The sequence below is a fragment of the Escherichia sp. Lx600-2 genome (assembly GCF_036662595.1).
Lineage (GTDB): Bacteria > Pseudomonadota > Gammaproteobacteria > Enterobacterales > Enterobacteriaceae > Escherichia > Escherichia coli.
Map to the genome: position 1 here is coordinate 1 of NZ_JAYQWM010000011.1, position 21,393 is coordinate 21,393.

The following is a 21,393-nucleotide window of genomic DNA, read 5'->3' on the forward strand; positions in this document are numbered from 1 at the left end:
AGAAGTGAAACGCCGTAGCGCCGATGGTAGTGTGGGGTCTCCCCATGCGAGAGTAGGGAACTGCCAGGCATCAAATTAAGCAGTAAGCCGGTCATAAAACCGGTGGTTGTAAAAGAATTCGGTGGAGCGGTAGTTCAGTCGGTTAGAATACCTGCCTGTCACGCAGGGGGTCGCGGGTTCGAGTCCCGTCCGTTCCGCCACCCTAATTAGGGGCGTAGTTCAATTGGTAGAGCACCGGTCTCCAAAACCGGGTGTTGGGAGTTCGAGTCTCTCCGCCCCTGCCAGAAATCATCCTTAGCGAAAGCTAAGGATTTTTTTTATCTGAAATAACCCTCTCTGAAGTAAATCCTTCTACCGGCATCCTTGCCAGCCATTCAGATTAATACACTTCATCCAGCACGTTAATTTTCAATAGATCGCGAATCAACGTATTTTTATCGCTATTTTGCAGCCATATGGCATAAAGCGGCCGTGAAAGTGTTGTGCTATCGACAACGGTATGCAGGCCGCCTTTTTTACGCGCCCAGCTGACGGGTAGCCAGGTGCAACCATTAAGCATCGCAATCTGTTGCTGTGCCAGTTCAGCAGAACTGGTTGTCAGAATGGGCACTTCGTCAGCACCGATCAAACCTGCCTCATGCTGTTGAAAATCTGGCCCCCACTCCAGTCGCAGATAGTTAAGATCTCCCTTTAGTTTAGAAGGGGCACTGGTATAAAGCGCTAAAGTGAAATACCCCAGCAACTGACTACTAAATTCGTCCATTTTGGGCGCTTCAGTGGTAATAAGAAGATCAAGCTGGCGTTCATGCAGCTGTTTTACCAGAGACTGCCGTTGGGCAATTCGCGCTTCGAACTGTAAGCCTGTATGGGCATCCTGATTTTGATACAAACGTCCCAGCCACTGATTAAGCATACATTCCCACAATGAGGCGCTGGCACCGATAGAAAACTCGTTATGTCGTGAGGTATGCGCCACCTCCTTACGGGCGGCCTGCCAGGTGCTCATGAGCGTTTCTGCATAAGGCAGTAGTTTTTCACCGGCAGCGGTTAAACGGATATTGTTTCTGTGGCGGGTGAAAAGGTTCACACCCAGTTGATTTTCCAGTTGTCTGATTCGAAAGCTCACTGCTGACTGGGTCAGATAGAGCGATTCAGCCGCTCGACCAAAGTGACGCGTTCGGCTAACTTCCAGGAAAGTTTTTAACAATTCCGTATCCACAGTGCTCTCCGCAAAATTATTTGTCGTTATGATTTAAATGTTTTGTTTTACACTCTGTCAAGCGTAACTAATACTCCGCGCCATAACTAGCTCGGTCAAAGAATTAGGAGCGTGCAGGATGGCGGAAAGCTTTACGACGACTAATCGATATTTCGACAATAAACATTATCCACGTGGATTCTCTCGTCATGGTGATTTCACCATCAAAGAGGCACAACTGCTTGAGCGTCATGGTTATGCCTTCAATGAGTTGGATCTTGGCAAACGCGAGCCGGTTACCGAGGAAGAGAAACTCTTCGTAGCAGTATGCCGTGGCGAACGTGAGCCAGTGACAGAAGCAGAACGCGTGTGGTCTAAGTATATGACGCGTATTAAGCGTCCAAAACGTTTTCACACCCTTTCCGGCGGTAAACCGCAGGTTGAAGGTGCTGAAGACTACACCGATTCTGACGATTAATAAAAAGGGCGAAATGCCCTTTTTTTATGTCAGTAGTTTTTGCAGATGGATGAGCAAACGGTCAATCGCACGATAGCTAACTGCCTCCTGCAAATGCTGACGTGTGATAATGTCAGACTGATCAATATCAGCAATGGTTCGTGCAACTTTCAATAACCGCTGCCAGGCACGAATCGATAACCCCAGATGGATCAGCGTTTCTTCCAGCCACTGCGCATCTTCGCTCTCAAGCTTGCAGAATTTGCGTATTTCCGGACTATCCAGCCAGGCGTTCAACTTATTCTGCCGCTTAAATTGGCGCTCTCTGGCAGCCATTACACGTTGTTTAACGGTGGTGCTGCTTTCTCCCGGCACTACCGTTTTACTCAAAATGCCGGGGGGTGGTAATGGGATCTCCAGTGAGAGATCGAAGCGGTCGAGAAAGGGCCCCGAGAGCCGGTTGAGATAACGTAATGTCTGTTCTGGCGTGCAGCGGTTATGGTTTCCCTGATAATGTCCGGTAGGGCTGGGATTCATCGCCGCAACAAGCTGGAAACGGGCTGGATAGGTTATTTTTGCTCGTGTGCGTGAAAGATGGATCTGCCCAGATTCAATCGGCTCTCGCAAAGCATCCAGTGTACGCCGTTCAAATTCAGGTAGCTCATCAAGAAAAAGCACACCGTTATGCGCCAACGAAATTTCACCAGGCCCTGGAATTGCACCACCGCCCACCATCGCAGTTAACGACGCACTGTGATGCGGTGAGCGGAACGGGCGCTGCCGCCATTGTTTTTGTACTGATTCAGCATTTACCAGACTTAATATCGCAGCGCTCTCCAGTGCCTCTTCATTGCTTAAATCTGGCAAAAGACCATTAATACGGCTGGCGAGCATTGTTTTACCTGTTCCCGGCGGTCCAATCAGTAAAAGGTTGTGCCCACCAGCGGCGGTAATTTCCAGTCCTCGCTTTTCTTGCTCCTGACCGACAACATCACTGAGATCATGTTGTAGCGCCCGGGATACTGCATCAGTTGGTTTCGGGCGTTCGAGAGTGTGCTTACCTTCCAGAAACGCACAGACAGCCTGCAGATGATCGGCTATCAAGCATCCTTCTCCGTTAATTAGCCCCACTTCATCTTCGTTATCTTTCGCGACGATAATTTTTCTGCCCGACTTAATAGCTTCAGTTGCACTGGAGATTGCGCCGGGAACGCCATGTAGAGCGCCTGTAAGCGCCAGTTCTCCGACTAATTCATATTCATCTAACTTATTGGCTGTAAGCTGTTCTGAGGCCGCCAGCAACGCAATGGCGATAGGTAAATCATATCGTCCCCCTTCTTTTGGTAGATCGGCTGGAGCAAGGTTAATGGTGATTTTTTTCGCCGGATATTCATATCCGCTATTGATAATGGCGCTGCGCACGCGATCGCGAGCTTCTTTTACCGTTGTTTCTGGTAAGCCCACCATCGTTAAGCCGGGCAAACCTTTACTGATATGTACCTCAACAGTGATTGGGGGCGCATTTACTCCCAGGGCTGCGCGGGTATGAACAATTGACAGTGACATAAGCCCTCCTTGAGTCACCATTATGTGCATAAGATAGCCCGCTAATTCGTGAATTTTAGTGGCTGATTCCTGTTTATTTGTGCAAGTGAAGTTGAGTTGTTCTGGCGGTGGAATGATGCTCGCAAAAATGCAGCGGACAAAGGATGAACTACGAGGGAGGGAACAACATTCGTACTGAAATTGAATTTTTTTCACTCACTATTTTCTTTTTAAAAAACAACAATTTCTATTGAAATTGTTAAAGCCATCATAAAAAACGGCCAAAAAATATCTTGTGCTATTCGCAAAATCTATGGTAACTCTTTAGGCATTCCTTCGAACAAGATGCAAGAAAAGACAAAATGACAGCCCTTCTACGAGTGATTAGCCTGGTCGTGATTAGCGTGGTGGTGATTATTATCCCACCGTGCGGGGCTGCACTTGGACGAGGAAAGGCTTAGAGATCAAGCCTTAACGAACTAAGACCCCCGCACCGAAAGGTCCGGGGGTTTTTTTTGACCTTAAAAACATAACCGAGGAGCAGACAATGAATAACAGCACAAAATTCTGTTTCTCAAGATTCAGGACGGGGAACTAACTATGAATGGCGCACAGTGGGTGGTACATGCGTTGCGGGCACAGGGTGTGAACACCGTTTTCGGTTATCCGGGTGGCGCAATTATGCCGGTTTACGATGCATTGTATGACGGCGGCGTGGAGCACTTGCTGTGCCGACATGAGCAGGGTGCGGCAATGGCGGCTATCGGTTATGCTCGTGCTACCGGCAAAACTGGCGTATGTATCGCCACGTCTGGTCCGGGCGCGACCAACCTGATAACCGGGCTTGCGGACGCACTGTTAGATTCTATCCCTGTTGTTGCCATCACCGGTCAAGTGTCCGCACCGTTTATCGGCACTGACGCATTTCAGGAAGTGGATGTCCTGGGATTGTCGTTAGCCTGTACCAAGCACAGCTTTCTGGTGCAGTCGCTGAAAGAGTTGCCGCGCATTATGGCTGAAGCATTCGACGTTGCCAGCTCAGGTCGTCCTGGTCCGGTTCTGGTCGATATCCCAAAAGATATCCAGCTAGCCAGCGGTGACCTGGAACCGTGGTTCACCACCGTTGAAAACGAAGTGACTTTCCCACATGCCGAAGTCGAGCAAGCGCGCCAGATGCTGGCAAAAGCGCAAAAACCGATGCTGTACGTTGGCGGTGGCGTGGGTATGGCGCAGGCAGTTCCTGCTTTACGAGAATTTCTCGCTGCCACAAAAATGCCTGCCACCTGCACGTTGAAAGGGCTGGGCGCAGTTGATGCAGATTATCCGTACTATCTGGGCATGCTGGGAATGCACGGCACCAAAGCGGCGAACTTTGCGGTGCAGGAATGTGACTTGTTGATCGCCGTGGGTGCACGTTTTGATGACCGGGTGACCGGCAAACTGAACACCTTTGCACCACACGCCAGTGTTATCCATATGGATATCGACCCGGCAGAAATGAACAAGCTGCGTCAGGCACATGTGGCATTACAGGGTGATTTAAATGCTCTGTTACCAGCATTACAGCAGCCGTTAAATATCAATGACTGGCAGCAATACTGCACGCAGCTGCGTGATGAACATACCTGGCGTTACGACCATCCCGGTGACGCTATCTACGCGCCGTTGTTGTTAAAACAACTGTCGGATCGAAAACCTGCGGATTGTGTCGTGACCACAGATGTGGGGCAGCACCAGATGTGGGCTGCCCAGCACATCGCCCACACTCGCCCGGAAAATTTCATCACCTCCAGCGGCTTAGGCACCATGGGTTTTGGTTTACCGGCGGCGGTTGGCGCGCAAGTCGCGCGACCAAACGATACCGTTGTCTGTATCTCCGGTGACGGCTCTTTCATGATGAATGTGCAAGAGCTGGGCACCGTAAAACGCAAGCAGTTACCGTTGAAAATCGTCTTACTCGATAACCAACGGTTAGGGATGGTTCGACAATGGCAGCAACTGTTTTTCCAGGAACGATACAGCGAAACCACCCTTACCGATAACCCCGATTTCCTCATGTTAGCCAGCGCCTTCGGCATCCCTGGCCAACACATCACCCGTAAAGACCAGGTTGAAGCGGCACTCGACACCATGCTGAACAGTGATGGGCCATACCTGCTTCATGTCTCAATCGACGAACTTGAGAACGTCTGGCCGCTGGTGCCGCCTGGTGCCAGTAATTCAGAAATGTTGGAGAAATTATCATGATGCAACATCAGGTCAATGTATCGGCTCGCTTCAATCCGGAAACCTTAGAACGTGTTTTACGCGTGGTGCGTCATCGTGGTTTCCACGTCTGCTCAATGAATATGGCCGCCGCCAGCGATGCACAAAATATAAATATCGAATTGACCGTTGCCAGCCCACGGTCGGTCGACTTACTGTTTAGTCAGTTAAATAAACTGGTGGACGTCGCACACGTTGCCATCTGCCAGAGCACAACCACATCACAACAAATCCGCGCCTGAGCGCAAAAGGAATATAAAAATGACCACGAAGAAAGCTGATTACATTTGGTTCAATGGGGAGATGGTTCGCTGGGAAGACGCGAAGGTGCATGTGATGTCGCACGCGCTGCACTATGGCACCTCGGTTTTTGAAGGCATCCGTTGCTACGACTCGCACAAAGGACCGGTTGTATTCCGCCATCGTGAGCATATGCAGCGTCTGCATGACTCCGCCAAAATCTATCGCTTCCCGGTTTCGCAGAGCATTGATGAGCTGATGGAAGCTTGTCGTGACGTGATCCGCAAAAACAATCTCACCAGCGCCTATATCCGTCCGCTGATCTTCGTCGGTGATGTTGGTATGGGCGTTAACCCGCCAGCGGGATACTCAACCGATGTGATTATCGCCGCTTTCCCGTGGGGAGCGTATCTGGGCGCAGAAGCGCTGGAGCAGGGGATCGATGCGATGGTTTCCTCCTGGAACCGTGCAGCACCAAACACCATCCCAACCGCGGCGAAAGCCGGTGGTAACTATCTCTCTTCCCTGCTGGTGGGTAGTGAAGCGCGCCGCCACGGTTATCAGGAAGGTATCGCGCTGGATGTGAATGGTTACATCTCTGAAGGCGCAGGTGAAAACCTGTTTGAAGTGAAAGATGGTGTGCTGTTCACCCCACCGTTCACCTCATCCGCGCTGCCGGGTATTACTCGTGACGCCATCATCAAACTGGCGAAAGAGCTGGGAATTGAAGTGCGTGAGCAGGTGCTGTCGCGCGAATCCCTGTACTTGGCTGATGAAGTGTTTATGTCTGGGACAGCGGCAGAAATCACGCCAGTGCGCAGCGTAGACGGTATTCAGGTTGGCGAAGGCCGTTGTGGCCCGGTCACCAAACGCATTCAGCAAGCCTTCTTCGGCCTCTTCACTGGCGAAACCGAAGATAAATGGGGCTGGTTAGATCAAGTTAATCAATAAATACAAAAAATGGGACGGCACGCACCGTCCCATTTACGAGACAGACACTGGGAGTAAATAAAGTATGCCTAAGTACCGTTCCGCCACCACCACTCATGGTCGTAATATGGCGGGTGCTCGTGCGCTGTGGCGCGCCACCGGAATGACCGACGCCGATTTCGGTAAGCCGATTATCGCGGTTGTGAACTCGTTCACCCAATTTGTACCGGGTCACGTCCATCTGCGCGATCTCGGTAAACTGGTCGCCGAACAAATTGAAGCGGCTGGCGGCGTTGCCAAAGAGTTCAACACCATTGCGGTGGATGATGGGATCGCCATGGGCCACGGGGGGATGCTTTATTCACTGCCATCTCGCGAACTGATCGCTGATTCCGTTGAGTATATGGTCAATGCCCACTGCGCCGACGCAATGGTCTGCATCTCTAATTGTGACAAAATCACCCCGGGGATGCTGATGGCCTCTCTGCGCCTGAATATTCCGGTGATCTTTGTTTCCGGCGGCCCGATGGAGGCCGGGAAAACCAAACTGTCCGATCAGATCATCAAGCTCGATCTGGTTGATGCGATGATCCAGGGCGCAGACCCGAAAGTATCTGACTCCCAGAGCGATCAGGTTGAACGTTCCGCATGCCCAACCTGCGGTTCCTGCTCCGGGATGTTTACCGCTAACTCAATGAACTGCCTGACCGAAGCGCTGGGCCTGTCGCAGCCGGGCAACGGCTCGCTGCTGGCAACTCACGCCGACCGTAAGCAGCTGTTCCTCAATGCCGGTAAACGCATTGTTGAATTGACCAAACGTTACTACGAGCAAAACGACGATAGTGCACTGCCGCGTAATATCGCCAGTAAGGCGGCGTTTGAAAACGCCATGACGCTCGATATCGCGATGGGCGGCTCTACCAACACCGTACTTCACCTGCTGGCGGCGGCACAGGAAGCGGAAATCGACTTCACCATGAGTGATATCGATAAGCTTTCCCGCAAGGTTCCGCAGTTATGCAAAGTCGCGCCGAGCACCCAAAAATACCATATGGAAGATGTTCACCGTGCTGGTGGTGTTATCGGTATTCTCGGCGAGCTGGATCGTGCGGGGTTACTGAACCGTGATGTGAAAAACGTACTTGGCCTGACGTTGCCGCAAACGCTGGAACAATACGACGTTATGCTGACCCAGGATGACGCGGTAAAAAATATGTTCCGCGCCGGCCCTGCAGGCATTCGTACCACCCAGGCATTCTCGCAAGATTGCCGTTGGGATACGCTGGACGACGATCGCGCCAATGGCTGTATCCGCTCGCTGGAACACGCCTATAGCAAAGACGGCGGCCTGGCGGTGCTCTACGGTAATTTCGCAGAAAACGGCTGCATCGTTAAAACCGCGGGCGTCGATGACAGCATCCTCAAATTCACCGGCCCGGCGAAAGTGTACGAAAGCCAGGACGACGCGGTAGAAGCGATTCTCGGCGGTAAAGTTGTCGCGGGCGATGTGGTAGTAATTCGCTATGAAGGCCCGAAAGGCGGTCCGGGGATGCAGGAAATGCTCTACCCAACCAGTTTCCTGAAATCAATGGGTCTCGGTAAAGCCTGTGCGCTGATCACCGACGGTCGTTTCTCTGGCGGCACCTCTGGCCTTTCTATCGGCCACGTCTCACCGGAAGCGGCAAGCGGCGGCAGCATTGGCCTGATTGAAGACGGCGACCTGATCGCCATCGACATTCCGAACCGTGGCATTCAGTTACAGGTAAGCGATGCCGAACTGGCGGCGCGTCGTGAAGCGCAGGAAGCTCGGGGTGACAAAGCCTGGACGCCGAAAAATCGTGAACGTCAGGTCTCCTTTGCCCTGCGTGCTTATGCCAGCCTGGCAACCAGCGCCGACAAAGGCGCGGTGCGCGATAAATCGAAACTGGGGGGTTAATAATGGCTGACTCGCAACCCCTGTCCGGTGCTCCGGAAGGTGCCGAATATTTAAGAGCAGTGCTGCGCGCGCCGGTTTACGAGGCGGCGCAGGTTACGCCGCTACAAAAAATGGAAAAACTGTCGTCGCGTCTTGATAACGTCATTCTGGTGAAGCGCGAAGATCGCCAGCCAGTGCACAGCTTTAAGCTGCGCGGCGCATACGCCATGATGGCGGGCCTGACGGAAGAACAAAAAGCGCACGGCGTGATCACTGCTTCTGCGGGTAACCACGCGCAGGGCGTCGCGTTTTCTTCTGCGCGGTTAGGCGTGAAGGCCCTGATCGTTATGCCAACCGCCACCGCCGACATCAAAGTCGACGCGGTGCGCGGCTTTGGCGGCGAAGTGCTGCTCCACGGCGCGAACTTTGATGAAGCGAAAGCCAAAGCGATCGAACTGTCACAGCAACAGGGGTTCACCTGGGTGCCGCCGTTCGATCATCCGATGGTGATTGCCGGGCAAGGCACGCTGGCGCTGGAACTGCTCCAGCAGGACGCCCATCTCGACCGCGTATTTGTGCCAGTCGGCGGCGGCGGTCTGGCTGCGGGCGTGGCGGTGCTGATCAAACAACTGATGCCGCAAATCAAAGTGATCGCCGTAGAAGCGGAAGACTCCGCCTGCCTGAAAGCAGCGCTGGATGCGGGTCATCCGGTTGATCTGCCACGCGTGGGACTGTTCGCCGAAGGTGTCGCGGTAAAACGCATCGGCGACGAAACCTTCCGTTTATGCCAGGAGTATCTCGACGACATCATCACCGTCGATAGTGATGCGATCTGTGCGGCGATGAAGGATTTATTCGAAGATGTGCGCGCGGTGGCGGAACCCTCTGGCGCGCTGGCGCTGGCGGGAATGAAAAAATATATCGCCCAGCACAACATTCGCGGCGAACGGCTGGCGCATATTCTTTCCGGTGCCAACGTGAACTTCCACGGCCTGCGCTACGTCTCGGAACGCTGCGAACTGGGCGAACAGCGTGAAGCGTTGTTGGCGGTGACCATTCCGGAAGAAAAAGGCAGCTTCCTCAAATTCTGCCAACTGCTTGGCGGGCGATCGGTCACCGAGTTCAACTACCGTTTTGCCGATGCCAAAAACGCCTGCATCTTTGTCGGCGTGCGCCTGAGCCGCGGCCTCGAAGAGCGCAAAGAAATTTTGCAGATGCTCAACGACGGCGGCTACAGCGTGGTTGATCTCTCCGACGACGAAATGGCGAAGCTGCATGTGCGCTATATGGTTGGCGGGCGTCCGTCGCATCCGTTGCAGGAACGCCTCTACAGTTTCGAATTCCCGGAATCGCCGGGCGCGCTGCTGCGCTTCCTCAACACGCTGGGTACGCACTGGAACATTTCTTTGTTCCACTATCGCAGCCATGGCACCGACTACGGGCGCGTACTGGCGGCGTTCGAACTTGGCGACCATGAACCGGATTTCGAAACCCGGCTGAATGAACTGGGCTACGATTGCCACGACGAAACCAATAATCCGGCGTTCAGGTTCTTTTTGGCGGGTTAATGGTTCGGCAAAATCTTCCAGAACGCCTCAATCAGCGGCTCATGCAGCCGCTTTTTCTGCGCACAAACGCCCAGTTCAAACGGCGTTTTTTCATCGCTGCGCTCTAAAATCATCACGCGGTTACGCACCGGTTCGGGGCTGTTTTCCAGCACTACTTCCGGCAACAGCGCCACGCCACAGCCGAGCGCCACCATCGATACCATCGCTTCATGCCCGCCAACCGTGGCGTAAATCATCGGGTTACTGATTTTGTTACGCCGAAACCACAGTTCAATGCGGCGGCGTACCGGCCCCTGATCGGCCATGATAAACGGCACCGTTGACCAGTCCGGCTTCTCTACCGACACCTGATTACGCACCGGGCAGGGCAGCGCGGGGGCAATCAGCACTACTGCCAGATTCTCCAGCATCGAAAACGCCACTGCGCCGGGCAAGGTTTCCGGTTTACCCGCAATCGCCAGATCCGCTTCACCAGTGACCACCTTTTCCATCGCATCTGCCGCATCACCAGTAGTAAGTTTAATCTCCACCGACGGGTGTTCCGCGCGGAAGCGATCCAGAATCGGCGGCAGATGGCTGTAGGCAGCGGTCACCGAGCAGAAGATATGTAATTCGCCAGAGAGCGACGGCCCTTGCTGATCGATGGTGTGGCGCAACTGCTGATACTGCAACAGCGTTTGCTGGGCGAAAACGCGCAGCTCTTCGCCCGCTTCAGTCAGCGTCACCGTGCGGTTATCGCGCACAAACAGCGGCTGACCGAGATCTTCTTCCAGGCGCTGAATCTGCCGTGAGAGCGTGGACGGGCTAACGTGCATCGCCCGCGCGCTGCGGCCAAAATGGCGGCTTTCCGCCAGATGCAGGAAGGTTTTCAGATCGCGTAAATCCAATGGCGCAGCCCTCAATGTTGACGTTGCAGAAATTGCAATGTGACGTTGTGAATATATCAATTTCCGCAATAAATTTCCTGTCATATAGTGAATTCAATCTCGCAAACGCGAACCGAACAATAAGAAGCACAACATCACGAGGAATCACCATGGCTAACTACTTCAATACACTGAATCTGCGCCAGCAGCTGGCACAGCTGGGCAAATGTCGCTTTATGGGGCGCGATGAATTCGCCGATGGCGCGAGCTACCTTCAGGGTAAAAAAGTAGTCATCGTCGGCTGTGGCGCACAGGGTCTGAACCAGGGCCTGAACATGCGTGATTCTGGTCTCGATATCTCCTACGCTCTGCGTAAAGAAGCGATTGCCGAGAAGCGCGCGTCCTGGCGTAAAGCGACCGAAAATGGTTTTAAAGTGGGTACTTACGAAGAACTGATCCCACAGGCGGATCTGGTGGTTAACCTGACGCCGGACAAGCAGCACTCTGATGTAGTGCGCACCGTACAGCCACTGATGAAAGACGGCGCGGCGCTGGGTTACTCGCACGGTTTCAACATCGTCGAAGTGGGCGAGCAGATCCGTAAAGATATCACCGTAGTCATGGTTGCGCCGAAATGCCCTGGCACCGAAGTACGTGAAGAGTACAAACGTGGATTCGGCGTACCGACGCTGATTGCCGTTCACCCTGAAAACGATCCGAAAGGCGAAGGTATGGCGATCGCTAAAGCATGGGCGGCGGCAACCGGTGGTCATCGTGCGGGCGTGCTGGAATCCTCTTTCGTTGCGGAAGTGAAATCTGACCTGATGGGCGAGCAAACCATTCTGTGCGGTATGTTGCAGGCCGGCTCTCTGCTGTGCTTCGACAAGCTGGTGGAAGAAGGCACCGATCCGGCATACGCAGAAAAACTGATTCAGTTCGGCTGGGAAACCATCACCGAAGCGCTGAAACAGGGCGGCATCACCCTGATGATGGACCGTCTCTCTAACCCGGCGAAACTGCGTGCTTACGCGCTGTCTGAACAGCTGAAAGAGATCATGGCACCGCTGTTCCAGAAACATATGGATGACATCATCTCCGGCGAATTCTCTTCCGGTATGATGGCGGACTGGGCCAACGATGATAAGAAACTGCTGACCTGGCGTGAAGAAACCGGCAAAACCGCGTTTGAAACCGCGCCGCAGTATGAAGGCAAAATCGGCGAGCAGGAGTACTTCGATAAAGGCGTACTGATGATCGCGATGGTGAAAGCGGGCGTTGAGCTGGCGTTTGAAACCATGGTTGATTCCGGCATCATCGAAGAATCTGCTTACTATGAATCACTGCACGAACTGCCGCTGATTGCCAACACCATCGCCCGTAAGCGTCTGTACGAAATGAACGTGGTTATCTCTGATACCGCCGAGTACGGTAACTATCTGTTCTCTTACGCTTGTGTGCCGTTGCTGAAACCGTTTATGGCAGAGCTGCAACCGGGCGACCTGGGTAAAGCTATTCCGGAAGGGGCGGTAGATAACGCGCAACTGCGTGATGTGAACGAAGCGATTCGCAGCCATGCGATTGAGCAGGTAGGTAAGAAACTGCGCGGCTATATGACAGATATGAAACGCATTGCTGTTGCGGGTTAATAGCGATTCAGAGTTCAAGGCCTTCTCCTGGAGAAGGCCTTACTGTTAGTTACGGTAAAGCACCTTAATGATGTGGTAACCGAACTGGGTATGCAGCGGGCCAGTCGGCTCCAGTACCGGACAAGAGAACACAACTTTATCGAACGCCGGAACCATCTGACCCTGGCGGAATTCACCTAAATCACCGCCGCGTTTGCCTGATGGGCAAATGGAGTGTTTCTTCGCCAGCTTGCCAAAATCGGCCCCGTTCTTAATCTGCTCGAGAAGATCCAGAGCCAGTTTCTCTTCTTTTACAAGGATATGCAGTGCTGCTGCTGTTTTTGCCATGATCGTGCCTTGAGTGGTAAGGATGAGGCTGGCTATACTACCACGCTGTTATTTTCCCCTCCCGACTTTCATTGAGCGATTTTCCTATGCGTCTAAACCCCGGCCAACAACAAGCTGTCGAATTCGTTACCGGCCCCTGCCTGGTGCTGGCGGGCGCGGGTTCCGGTAAAACTCGTGTGATCACCAATAAAATCGCCCATCTGATCCGCGGTTGCGGTTATCAGGCGCGACATATCGCGGCGGTGACCTTTACCAATAAGGCGGCGCGCGAGATGAAAGAGCGTGTCGGGCAGACGCTGGGTCGCAAAGAGGCGCGCGGGCTGATGATCTCCACTTTTCACACGCTGGGGTTGGATATCATCAAACGCGAGTATGCGGCGCTTGGGATGAAAGCGAACTTCTCGTTGTTTGACGATACCGATCAGCTTGCTTTGCTTAAAGAGTTGACCGAGGGGCTGATTGAAGATGACAAAGTTCTCCTGCAACAACTGATTTCGACCATCTCTAACTGGAAGAATGATCTCAAAACACCGTCCCAGGCGGCAGCAAGTGCGATTGGCGAGCGGGACCGTATTTTTGCCCATTGTTATGGGCTGTATGATGCACACCTGAAAGCCTGTAACGTTCTCGACTTCGATGATCTGATTTTATTGCCGACGTTGCTGCTGCAACGCAATGAAGAAGTCCGCGAGCGCTGGCAGAACAAAATTCGCTATCTGCTGGTGGATGAGTATCAGGACACCAACACCAGCCAGTATGAGCTGGTGAAACTGCTGGTGGGCAGCCGCGCGCGCTTTACCGTGGTGGGCGATGACGACCAGTCGATCTACTCCTGGCGCGGCGCACGTCCACAAAACCTGGTGCTGCTGAGTCAGGATTTTCCGGCGCTGAAGGTGATTAAGCTTGAGCAGAACTACCGCTCTTCCGGACGTATTTTGAAAGCGGCGAACATCCTGATCGCCAATAATCCGCACGTCTTTGAAAAGCGTCTGTTCTCCGAACTGGGTTACGGCACAGAGCTAAAAGTTTTAAGCGCGAATAACGAGGAACATGAAGCCGAGCGCGTTACTGGCGAGCTGATCGCCCATCACTTCGTCAATAAAACGCAGTACAAAGATTACGCCATTCTTTATCGCGGTAACCATCAGTCGCGGGTGTTTGAAAAATTCCTGATGCAAAACCGCATCCCGTACAAAATTTCTGGTGGTACGTCGTTTTTCTCTCGTCCTGAAATCAAGGACTTGCTGGCTTATCTGCGCGTGCTGACTAACCCGGACGATGACAGCGCATTTCTGCGTATCGTTAACACGCCGAAGCGAGAGATTGGCCCGGCGACGCTGAAAAAGTTGGGTGAATGGGCGATGACGCGCAATAAAAGCATGTTTACCGCCAGCTTTGATATGGGCCTGAGTCAGACGCTTAGCGGACGTGGTTATGAAGCATTGACCCGCTTCACTCACTGGTTGGCAGAAATCCAGCGCCTGGCGGAGCGGGAGCCGATTGCTGCGGTGCGTGATCTGATCCATGGCATGGATTATGAATCCTGGCTGTACGAAACATCGCCCAGCCCGAAAGCAGCCGAAATGCGCATGAAGAACGTCAACCAACTGTTTAGCTGGATGACGGAGATGCTGGAAGGCAGCGAACTGGATGAGCCGATGACGCTCACCCAGGTGGTGACGCGCTTTACTTTGCGCGACATGATGGAGCGTGGTGAGAGTGAAGAAGAGCTGGATCAGGTGCAACTGATGACTCTCCACGCGTCGAAAGGGCTGGAGTTTCCTTATGTCTACATGGTCGGTATGGAAGAAGGGTTTTTGCCGCACCAGAGCAGTATCGATGAAGATAATATCGATGAGGAGCGGCGGCTGGCCTATGTCGGCATTACCCGCGCCCAGAAGGAATTGACCTTTACGCTGTGTAAAGAACGCCGTCAGTACGGCGAACTGGTGCGCCCGGAGCCGAGCCGCTTTTTGCTGGAGCTGCCGCAGGATGATCTGATTTGGGAACAGGAGCGCAAAGTGGTCAGCGCCGAAGAACGGATGCAGAAAGGGCAAAGCCATCTGGCGAATCTGAAAGCGATGATGGCGGCAAAACGAGGGAAATAATCAAGGCCGGAAAAGATGCGTCAGCATCGCATCCGGCACTTACTCATTAATGCACTTCCAGCGGCCAGTGGACATAGCTCTGCCACTGGCTTTCCTGAGCAATAATCTCTTTACCCAGCGGATGTTGGGTTAGCCAACCTTGCGGAAGCGTCAAGGTCAACAGTTCATGGTTAGCCTGTAATGTCATCTCTGGCACGAGATCGTCACGGCGACGGCTGGCAAAAATGATGGCCAGGCGTAGTAAACGGCAGAGTTGTTCTGCGACGCGCGGCGGTACGGCATTTTGCTGATGCAGCGATGAGAGATCGACCGGATTAGTCTGGTTGAGCAGTAGCGTCGCCAGCAATTTTTTCTGTGCGGGGGTAAAACCGGGAAGATCCAGATTACGCACCAGATAAGCAGCGTGTTGCGGCGCTTGTTTGAAGTCAACGCTCAGGCCGATTTCATGAAGCTGACAGGCGCTGATGAGCAAATCGCGGCTTATTGCTTCAAGATGCCATTCGTTTTCCACCTGTTCGAAGAAGTTAGCTGCAACTTTGGCTACGCGCTGTGCCTGATCAATATCGATCATAAAGCGGCGTTGAATATTACGCAGCGTACGGCTGCGAATATCCTGCTCGACGGCCAGATGCAACATGCCGTAGACCAGGCCTTCACGCAGCGCACCGCCCGCCAGGGTCATACACTGAATATTCAGTTCGGTAAAAATGGCGATCAGGATCGCCAGACCACTCGGGAACACTAACGCACGTTCCAGCGTCAGCCCGTCAATCTCCAGTTCCTCCAGCCGACCGCAATGAATGGCTCGCTGTTTCAATTGCTGCAACTTTTCCAGGGTAATGCGTTCATCCATCCCCTGTGCCATCATGATTTCCTGTAACGCCTGCACGGTGCCGGAAGCACCAACGCACACTTTCCAGCCGTGATACCGTAATTCATCGGCAACCGGACGTAACACTTCGCGTGCCGCTTTTTCTGCAGCATCAAAATTTTCCTGCCCCAGATTACGATCGGCAAAATAGCGTTCCAGCCAGGTGACGCAGCCCATCGACAGGCTAAACAACGAGGTAGTTTGTGCACCCGTGCCGGTTACCAGTTCAGTACTGGCACCGCCGATATCCACTACCAGGCGCTGATCGGCACCGCCAGTGGTGTGAGCAACGCCCTGATAAATCAGACGTGCTTCCTCTTCACCGCTGATCACCTGTACCGGACAACCGAGAATTTCCTGCGCTTTGGCAATAAAATCACCCGCATTGACGGCAAGGCGTAACGTCGCCGTAGCGACAACGCGAATTTGCGAGGGAGGGATATCTTGCAGACGTTCAGCAAACAGGCGCAAACATTGCCAACCGCGCTCCATTGCTTCATTGGAGAGGGCATTTTCGCTATTCAGGCCAGCAGCCAGACGCACTTTGCGTTTTATTCGCGTCAGCGTCTGGATGCTTCCAGCCACCTCGCGCACAACCAGCATATGAAAACTATTCGAACCGAGATCAATGGCTGCATACAGCGACGAGGTGGAACCCATACTCTTCATCCTTCAATCTGTCTCTGTGTTGGCTGCATTCTTTCACCTGAATCACTTACTACAGTAAGCTCATCGGGATTCATTCTCTTGCCATCTTGATACAGTTTGAATGATTTTGAGTATGACATTTTTTATTTAACCTGAACGACGACGATTACGCGGAGCGCCAGTACGACGCGGACCATTGCCTGTACGTGGGCGCGTGAGGCGCAGCGGTTTTGGCAGATCGGTCATCAATGCGTCCGGATTGTATTTGCTTACCGGAATTGAGTGACCAATATAGGTTTCAATAGCAGGCAAATTCAATGCATACTCTTCACACGCCAGGCTGATAGAGTGACCGCTTGCGCCTGCGCGACCTGTGCGACCAATACGGTGAACGTAATCTTCACAGTCATCGGGTAAATCGTAGTTAAAGACGTGCGTCACTGCCGGAATATGCAAACCACGCGCGGCAACGTCGGTGGCAACCAGAATATCCAGATCGCCACGGGTAAATTCATCAAGAATACGCAGACGTTTTTTCTGCGCGACATCGCCTGTCAACAAACCGACACGATGACCATCTGCCGCCAGGTGGCCCCAGATCTCTTCACAACGGTGTTTGGTATTGGCGAAAATAATCGCTCTGTCTGGCCACTCTTCTTCGATCAGCGTTTGCAGCAAACGCATTTTTTCTTCGTTAGAAGGGTAGAAAAGCTCTTCTTTAATACGGTGGCCCGTTTTCTGTTCCGGTTCCACTTCAATATATTCGGCATTGTTCATCTGCTCGAACGCCAGTTCACGTACCCGGTACGAAAGCGTGGCGGAGAACAGCATGTTGAGGCGCTGGTTTGCAGGCGGCATACGGCGGAACAGCCAGCGGATATCTTTAATAAAGCCCAGATCGTACATGCGATCGGCTTCGTCCAGTACCACTACCTGAATGGCACCGAGGTTAATGTGGTTCTGCTTGGCGTAGTCAATTAAACGACCCGTGGTGCCAATCAGAATGTCAACGCCGCTTTCCAGCACTTTCAGCTGTTTGTCGTAACCATCACCACCGTAAGCCAGACCCAGCTTCAGGCCGGTAGCTTCCGCCAGCGGTTCCGCATCGGCATGGATCTGCACGGCAAGTTCACGCGTCGGTGCCATAATTAAGGCACGCGGCTGATTCACCTTGCGATCGGCAATCGCAGGATGAGAGAGAAGATAATGAAACGTTGACGTAAGAAACGCCATCGTTTTCCCGGTACCGGTTTGCGCCTGCCCGGCTACGTCACGACCCGCCAGCGTCAGCGGAAGGGCCAGTGCCTGAATGGGCGTACAGTTATGAAACCCTTTTTTTTCAAGGGATTCTACAACCTTCGGATGCAGGGCGAAGTCGGAAAACTTCTGTTCTGTTAAATGTGTTTTGCTCATAGTGTGGTAGAATATCAGCTTACTATTGCTTTACGAAAGCGTATCCGGTGAAATAAAGTCAACCTTTAGTTGGTTAATGTTACACCAACAACGAAACCAACACGCCAGACTTATTCCTGTGGAGTTATATATGAGCGATAAAATTATTCACCTGACTGACGACAGTTTTGACACGGATGTACTCAAAGCGGACGGGGCGATCCTCGTCGATTTCTGGGCAGAGTGGTGCGGTCCGTGCAAAATGATCGCCCCGATTCTGGATGAAATCGCTGACGAATATCAGGGCAAACTGACCGTTGCAAAACTGAACATCGATCAAAACCCTGGCACTGCGCCGAAATATGGCATCCGTGGTATCCCGACTCTGCTGCTGTTCAAAAACGGTGAAGTGGCGGCAACCAAAGTGGGCGCACTGTCTAAAGGTCAGTTGAAAGAGTTCCTCGACGCTAACCTGGCGTAAGGGAATTTCATGTTCGGGTGCCCCGTCGCTAAAAACTGGACGCCCGGCGTGAGTCATGCTAACTTAGTGTTGACTTCGTATTAAACATACCTTATTAAGTTTGAATCTTGTAATTTCCAACGCTTCCCATTTTATCTTAAATGCGAAGTGAACAGATTTCTGGCTCGTCACTCAATCCGTCTTGTCGTTTCAGTTCTGCGTACTCTCCTGTGACCAAGCAGCGAAAAGACATGAGTCGATGACCGTAAACAGGCATGGATGATCCTGCCATACCATTCACAACATTAAGTTCGAGATTTACCCCAAGTTTAAGAACTCACACCACTATGAATCTTACCGAATTAAAGAATACGCCGGTTTCTGAGCTGATCACTCTCGGCGAAAATATGGGGCTGGAAAACCTGGCTCGTATGCGTAAGCAGGACATTATTTTTGCCATCCTGAAGCAGCACGCAAAGAGTGGCGAAGATATCTTTGGTGATGGCGTACTGGAGATATTGCAGGATGGATTTGGTTTCCTCCGTTCCGCAGACAGCTCCTACCTCGCCGGTCCTGATGACATCTACGTTTCCCCTAGCCAAATCCGCCGTTTCAACCTCCGCACTGGTGATACCATCTCTGGTAAGATTCGCCCGCCGAAAGAAGGTGAACGCTATTTTGCGCTGCTGAAAGTTAACGAAGTTAACTTCGACAAACCTGAAAACGCCCGCAACAAAATCCTCTTTGAGAACTTAACCCCGCTGCACGCAAACTCTCGTCTGCGTATGGAACGTGGTAACGGTTCTACTGAAGATTTAACCGCTCGCGTACTGGATCTGGCATCACCTATCGGTCGTGGTCAGCGTGGTCTGATTGTGGCACCGCCGAAAGCCGGTAAAACCATGCTGCTGCAGAACATTGCTCAGAGCATTGCTTACAACCACCCGGATTGTGTGCTGATGGTTCTGCTGATCGACGAACGTCCGGAAGAAGTAACCGAGATGCAGCGTCTGGTAAAAGGTGAAGTTGTTGCTTCTACCTTTGACGAACCCGCATCTCGCCACGTTCAGGTTGCGGAAATGGTGATCGAGAAGGCGAAACGCCTGGTTGAGCACAAGAAAGACGTTATCATTCTGCTCGACTCCATCACTCGTCTGGCGCGCGCTTACAACACCGTTGTTCCGGCGTCAGGTAAAGTGTTGACAGGTGGTGTGGACGCCAATGCCCTTCATCGTCCGAAACGCTTCTTTGGTGCGGCGCGTAACGTGGAAGAGGGCGGCAGCCTGACCATTATCGCGACGGCGCTTATCGATACCGGTTCTAAAATGGACGAAGTTATTTACGAAGAGTTTAAAGGTACAGGCAACATGGAACTGCACCTCTCTCGTAAGATCGCTGAAAAACGCGTCTTCCCGGCTATCGACTACAACCGTTCCGGTACCCGTAAAGAAGAGCTGCTCACGACTCAGGAAGAACTGCAGAAAATGTGGATCCTGCGCAAAATCATTCACCCGATGGGCGAAATCGATGCAATGGAATTCCTCATTAATAAACTGGCAATGACCAAGACCAATGACGATTTCTTCGAAATGATGAAACGCTCATAAATTTGTCTTATGCCAAAAACGCCACGTGTTTACGTGGCGTTTTGCTTTTATATCTGTAATCTTAATGCCGCGCTGGCGATGTTAGGAAAATTCCTGGAATTTGCTGGCATGTTATGCACCTTGCATATCAAATGGTTAATTTTTGCATAGGGCTGGTGGGTTCGGAACGGACTTTCCCTTCTGAATAAAGGTCTTCGTGGTTATACTTCTGCTAATAATTTTCTCTGAGAGCATGCATTGTGAATTTACTGACAGTGAGTACTGATCTCATCAGTATTTTTTTATTCACGACACTGTTTCTGTTTTTTGCCCGTAAGGTGGCAAAAAAAGTCGGTTTAGTGGATAAACCAAACTTCCGCAAACGTCACCAGGGATTGATACCTCTCGTTGGGGGGATTTCGGTTTACGCAGGGATTTGCTTCACGTTCGGAATTGTCGATTACTATATTCCGCATGCATCTCTCTATCTCGCTTGTGCCGGTGTGCTTGTTTTCATTGGCGCGCTGGATGACCGTTTTGATATCAGCGTAAAAATCCGTGCCACCATACAGGCCGCTGTTGGCATTGTTATGATGGTGTTCGGCAAGCTTTATCTCAGTAGCCTGGGTTATATCTTTGGCTCCTGGGAGATGGTGCTCGGACCGTTTGGTTACTTCCTGACGCTATTTGCCGTCTGGGCGGCCATTAATGCGTTCAACATGGTTGATGGCATTGATGGCTTGCTGGGCGGGTTGTCCTGCGTCTCGTTTGCAGCAATCGGTATGATTTTGTGGTTCGACGGGCAAACCAGCCTCGCAATCTGGTGCTTTGCGATGATCGCCGCCATCCTGCCATACATCATGCTTAACCTTGGTATCCTGGGTCGCCGCTACAAAGTCTTTATGGGTGATGCGGGCAGTACGCTGATTGGTTTTACCGTTATCTGGATCCTGCTCGAAACGACCCAGGGCAAAACCCATCCCATCAGCCCGGTTACCGCTTTGTGGATAACCGCCATTCCGCTAATGGATATGGTGGCGATTATGTACCGTCGCCTGTGTAAAGGCATGAGCCCATTCTCTCCTGACCGTCAGCATATTCACCATTTGATCATGCGTGCCGGGTTTACTTCCCGTCAGGCGTTTGTGCTGATTACCCTTGCCGCAGCACTGCTCGCTTCCATTGGCGTGCTGGCAGAATATTCTCATTTTGTCCCGGAGTGGGTCATGCTGGTGCTCTTTTTGCTAGCATTCTTCCTCTATGGATATTGCATTAAGCGTGCCTGGAAAGTTGCTCGCTTTATTAAGCGCGTAAAACGCAGACTGCGTAGAAATCGTGGTGGCAGCCCCAATTTAACCAAATAAATGAGGA

Annotated in this window: 20 protein-coding genes and 2 tRNA genes; 16 read left to right on the plus strand and 6 right to left on the minus strand. The window is 52.3% G+C overall.

Going from position 1 to position 21,393, the window contains the following annotated elements; all coding sequences use genetic code 11:
- Positions 1 to 123: 123 nt before the first annotated feature.
- Both OQV04_RS06085 and OQV04_RS06090 read left to right on the plus strand, forming a co-directional pair.
- Positions 124 to 200 (plus strand) — tRNA-Asp (locus OQV04_RS06085).
- A gap of 8 nt (positions 201 to 208) precedes the next feature.
- Positions 209 to 284 (plus strand) — tRNA-Trp (locus OQV04_RS06090).
- Between the two features lie 95 nt (positions 285 to 379).
- On the opposite strand, the gene hdfR is transcribed toward OQV04_RS06090, so the two are convergent.
- Positions 380 to 1,219 carry an HTH-type transcriptional regulator HdfR gene (hdfR, locus tag OQV04_RS06095; RefSeq protein WP_000379246.1) on the minus strand — a complete coding sequence of 280 codons (840 nt, stop codon included), beginning with the start codon at positions 1,217 to 1,219 and terminating at the stop codon, positions 380 to 382.
- A 118-nt stretch (positions 1,220 to 1,337) separates the two neighbouring features.
- Here hdfR and maoP point away from each other — a divergent pair, with 118 nt between their 5' ends.
- Entirely contained in the window at positions 1,338 to 1,676 is a 339-nt protein-coding gene (gene maoP, locus OQV04_RS06100) for a macrodomain Ori organization protein MaoP (RefSeq protein ID WP_000841001.1), read from the plus strand.
- Positions 1,677 to 1,700: 24 nt separating this feature from the next.
- On the opposite strand, the gene OQV04_RS06105 is transcribed toward maoP, so the two are convergent.
- Positions 1,701 to 3,221, minus strand: coding sequence for a YifB family Mg chelatase-like AAA ATPase (locus OQV04_RS06105; protein ID WP_101969281.1), 1,521 nt, complete (start codon positions 3,219 to 3,221; stop codon positions 1,701 to 1,703).
- A 341-nt stretch (positions 3,222 to 3,562) separates the two neighbouring features.
- Here OQV04_RS06105 and ilvL point away from each other — a divergent pair, with 341 nt between their 5' ends.
- The 7 genes from ilvL to ilvA all read left to right on the plus strand — a co-directional run bounded on the left by ilvL (position 3,563) and on the right by ilvA (position 10,118).
- The gene (gene ilvL, locus OQV04_RS06110; protein WP_001311244.1) at positions 3,563 to 3,661 is read left to right on the plus strand and encodes an ilv operon leader peptide; all 99 of its coding nucleotides are present in this window, start codon (positions 3,563 to 3,565) and stop codon (positions 3,659 to 3,661) included.
- Between the two features lie 86 nt (positions 3,662 to 3,747).
- Positions 3,748 to 3,798 (plus strand): peptide IlvX, encoded by a 51-nt coding sequence (gene ilvX / locus OQV04_RS06115; RefSeq protein WP_001387183.1) that lies wholly within the window; start codon positions 3,748 to 3,750, stop codon positions 3,796 to 3,798.
- Positions 3,799 to 3,800: 2 nt separating this feature from the next.
- Positions 3,801 to 5,447, plus strand: coding sequence for an acetolactate synthase 2 catalytic subunit (gene ilvG, locus OQV04_RS06120; RefSeq protein ID WP_032281903.1), 1,647 nt, complete (start codon positions 3,801 to 3,803; stop codon positions 5,445 to 5,447).
- Positions 5,444 to 5,707, plus strand: a complete 264-nt coding sequence (gene ilvM, locus OQV04_RS06125; protein ID WP_000983255.1) for an acetolactate synthase 2 small subunit — start codon at positions 5,444 to 5,446, stop codon at positions 5,705 to 5,707. Before ilvG ends, ilvM begins: the two co-directional genes overlap by 4 nt.
- 19 nt (positions 5,708 to 5,726) lie before the next feature.
- Positions 5,727 to 6,656: a branched-chain-amino-acid transaminase gene (gene ilvE / locus OQV04_RS06130; RefSeq protein ID WP_000208520.1), complete on the plus strand. Its 930-nt coding sequence runs from the start codon at positions 5,727 to 5,729 to the stop codon at positions 6,654 to 6,656.
- A gap of 64 nt (positions 6,657 to 6,720) precedes the next feature.
- Positions 6,721 to 8,571, plus strand: coding sequence for a dihydroxy-acid dehydratase (gene ilvD, locus OQV04_RS06135; RefSeq protein ID WP_001562362.1), 1,851 nt, complete (start codon positions 6,721 to 6,723; stop codon positions 8,569 to 8,571).
- A 2-nt stretch (positions 8,572 to 8,573) separates the two neighbouring features.
- Entirely contained in the window at positions 8,574 to 10,118 is a 1,545-nt protein-coding gene (gene ilvA / locus OQV04_RS06140; RefSeq protein ID WP_000785599.1) for a threonine ammonia-lyase, biosynthetic, read from the plus strand.
- On the opposite strand, the gene ilvY is transcribed toward ilvA, so the two are convergent.
- Positions 10,115 to 11,005, minus strand: a complete 891-nt coding sequence (ilvY, locus tag OQV04_RS06145; RefSeq protein ID WP_000365790.1) for an HTH-type transcriptional activator IlvY — start codon at positions 11,003 to 11,005, stop codon at positions 10,115 to 10,117. The two genes, ilvA and ilvY, sit on opposite strands and share 4 nt — an antisense overlap.
- A gap of 149 nt (positions 11,006 to 11,154) precedes the next feature.
- Between ilvY and ilvC the strand changes: the two genes are divergently transcribed.
- Entirely contained in the window at positions 11,155 to 12,630 is a 1,476-nt protein-coding gene (gene ilvC, locus OQV04_RS06150) for a ketol-acid reductoisomerase (RefSeq protein ID WP_000024951.1), read from the plus strand.
- 45 nt (positions 12,631 to 12,675) lie between these two features.
- Here the strand turns inward: ilvC and ppiC are convergent, their stop codons facing one another.
- Positions 12,676 to 12,957: a peptidylprolyl isomerase PpiC gene (ppiC, locus tag OQV04_RS06155; protein ID WP_001140251.1), complete on the minus strand. Its 282-nt coding sequence runs from the start codon at positions 12,955 to 12,957 to the stop codon at positions 12,676 to 12,678.
- A gap of 86 nt (positions 12,958 to 13,043) precedes the next feature.
- On the opposite strand from ppiC, the gene rep reads away from it, so the two are divergent.
- Positions 13,044 to 15,065: a DNA helicase Rep gene (gene rep, locus OQV04_RS06160; RefSeq protein ID WP_001238890.1), complete on the plus strand. Its 2,022-nt coding sequence runs from the start codon at positions 13,044 to 13,046 to the stop codon at positions 15,063 to 15,065.
- A gap of 46 nt (positions 15,066 to 15,111) precedes the next feature.
- Here rep and gppA read toward each other — a convergent pair whose 3' ends face one another.
- A complete protein-coding gene (gene gppA, locus OQV04_RS06165) occupies positions 15,112 to 16,596 on the minus strand; it encodes a guanosine-5'-triphosphate,3'-diphosphate diphosphatase (RefSeq protein WP_032281904.1) in 1,485 nt (494 codons plus the stop codon).
- A gap of 135 nt (positions 16,597 to 16,731) precedes the next feature.
- Positions 16,732 to 17,997 (minus strand): ATP-dependent RNA helicase RhlB, encoded by a 1,266-nt coding sequence (gene rhlB / locus OQV04_RS06170; protein WP_001553682.1) that lies wholly within the window; start codon positions 17,995 to 17,997, stop codon positions 16,732 to 16,734.
- 130 nt (positions 17,998 to 18,127) lie between these two features.
- On the opposite strand from rhlB, the gene trxA reads away from it, so the two are divergent.
- From trxA to wecA, 4 genes are all read left to right on the plus strand, one after another.
- On the plus strand, positions 18,128 to 18,457 hold the full coding sequence (trxA, locus tag OQV04_RS06175; RefSeq protein ID WP_001280776.1) for a thioredoxin TrxA: 330 nt from the start codon (positions 18,128 to 18,130) through the stop codon (positions 18,455 to 18,457).
- 140 nt (positions 18,458 to 18,597) lie between these two features.
- On the plus strand, positions 18,598 to 18,699 hold the full coding sequence (gene rhoL / locus OQV04_RS06180) for a rho operon leader peptide RhoL (RefSeq protein ID WP_274446643.1): 102 nt from the start codon (positions 18,598 to 18,600) through the stop codon (positions 18,697 to 18,699).
- A gap of 84 nt (positions 18,700 to 18,783) precedes the next feature.
- Positions 18,784 to 20,043 carry a transcription termination factor Rho gene (rho, locus tag OQV04_RS06185; protein WP_001054527.1) on the plus strand — a complete coding sequence of 420 codons (1,260 nt, stop codon included), beginning with the start codon at positions 18,784 to 18,786 and terminating at the stop codon, positions 20,041 to 20,043.
- Between the two features lie 239 nt (positions 20,044 to 20,282).
- Positions 20,283 to 21,386: a UDP-N-acetylglucosamine--undecaprenyl-phosphate N-acetylglucosaminephosphotransferase gene (gene wecA, locus OQV04_RS06190; protein ID WP_032281906.1), complete on the plus strand. Its 1,104-nt coding sequence runs from the start codon at positions 20,283 to 20,285 to the stop codon at positions 21,384 to 21,386.
- Positions 21,387 to 21,393: the final 7 nt, after the last annotated feature.

Bases quoted from the DNA above. Each gene is read 5' to 3' on its own strand.
- rhoL (WP_274446643.1), top strand. From the start codon at position 18,598: ATGCGAAGTGAACAGATTTCTGGCTCGTCACTCAATCCGTCTTGTCGT.
- rep (WP_001238890.1), top strand. From the start codon at position 13,044: ATGCGTCTAAACCCCGGCCAACAACAAGCTGTCGAATTCGTTACCGGC.
- ilvE (WP_000208520.1), top strand. From the start codon at position 5,727: ATGACCACGAAGAAAGCTGATTACATTTGGTTCAATGGGGAGATGGTT.
- ilvM (WP_000983255.1), top strand. From the start codon at position 5,444: ATGATGCAACATCAGGTCAATGTATCGGCTCGCTTCAATCCGGAAACC.
- rhlB (WP_001553682.1), bottom strand. From the start codon at position 17,997: ATGAGCAAAACACATTTAACAGAACAGAAGTTTTCCGACTTCGCCCTG.
- gppA (WP_032281904.1), bottom strand. From the start codon at position 16,596: ATGGGTTCCACCTCGTCGCTGTATGCAGCCATTGATCTCGGTTCGAAT.
- ilvA (WP_000785599.1), top strand. From the start codon at position 8,574: ATGGCTGACTCGCAACCCCTGTCCGGTGCTCCGGAAGGTGCCGAATAT.
- rho (WP_001054527.1), top strand. From the start codon at position 18,784: ATGAATCTTACCGAATTAAAGAATACGCCGGTTTCTGAGCTGATCACT.
- ilvC (WP_000024951.1), top strand. From the start codon at position 11,155: ATGGCTAACTACTTCAATACACTGAATCTGCGCCAGCAGCTGGCACAG.
- ppiC (WP_001140251.1), bottom strand. From the start codon at position 12,957: ATGGCAAAAACAGCAGCAGCACTGCATATCCTTGTAAAAGAAGAGAAA.
- OQV04_RS06105 (WP_101969281.1), bottom strand. From the start codon at position 3,221: ATGTCACTGTCAATTGTTCATACCCGCGCAGCCCTGGGAGTAAATGCG.
- maoP (WP_000841001.1), top strand. From the start codon at position 1,338: ATGGCGGAAAGCTTTACGACGACTAATCGATATTTCGACAATAAACAT.
- trxA (WP_001280776.1), top strand. From the start codon at position 18,128: ATGAGCGATAAAATTATTCACCTGACTGACGACAGTTTTGACACGGAT.
- ilvG (WP_032281903.1), top strand. From the start codon at position 3,801: ATGAATGGCGCACAGTGGGTGGTACATGCGTTGCGGGCACAGGGTGTG.
- ilvL (WP_001311244.1), top strand. From the start codon at position 3,563: ATGACAGCCCTTCTACGAGTGATTAGCCTGGTCGTGATTAGCGTGGTG.
- ilvD (WP_001562362.1), top strand. From the start codon at position 6,721: ATGCCTAAGTACCGTTCCGCCACCACCACTCATGGTCGTAATATGGCG.